The organism is Bacillus sp. LR--39, from assembly GCF_053613335.1.
Genome location: NZ_JBSIOT010001378.1, coordinates 1 through 559 on the forward strand (window position 1 = coordinate 1; position 559 = coordinate 559).

1 protein-coding gene is annotated in these 559 nt (G+C 50.4%); it reads right to left on the reverse strand.

The window, feature by feature from the left end:
* A partial coding sequence (locus ACWHAR_RS30595) for an LLM class flavin-dependent oxidoreductase (RefSeq protein WP_452088872.1) occupies window positions 1-559 on the reverse strand: 559 nt, incomplete at both ends.

The following is a 559-nucleotide window of genomic DNA, read 5'->3' on the forward strand; positions in this document are numbered from 1 at the left end:
GTTTTCCAGATAGGCCTCAGCCTGTTCGCGGGAACCGACGTTGACCTTACGCCCGTCTTTCAAAACCACTTTTATCGATTCACGCGACACAATATGTTTTTCCGCTTCTTCTTTTGTATGTGCCGCAAAAACAGCGGGGGCAAGATGAAATTCAGCCTTAGATCCTGGCGGGAGATGCGCGTCAAATGCTCGGCGGGCTTCCTTCAGCACTTCCTCTTCACCGTTAATAAAGTAAGCAAAGACAAAAGAGATTCCCAGTTTTGCAGCCGAAATGGCACTCTCTGCGCTTCCTCCCAATAGAAAAATACCCGGCTTCCGATCAACCTGCGGCATAGGACGCAATGCGGCATAGCGGTGGGTATCAGGAAAATCATCCCGAACGAAATGAGTAAGCTCCTCCAGTTTTTCATCAAACTGACGCACCGGTTTTTTATATTCGGCCTGCAGCGCGTCTGTGGACAGCTGAAACCCGCCGGGCGCTTTGCCCACTCCAAGATCTATACGGCCGGGAGCTAACGCTGATAGAAGATGGAATTGCTCCGCTACTTTATAAGAGCTG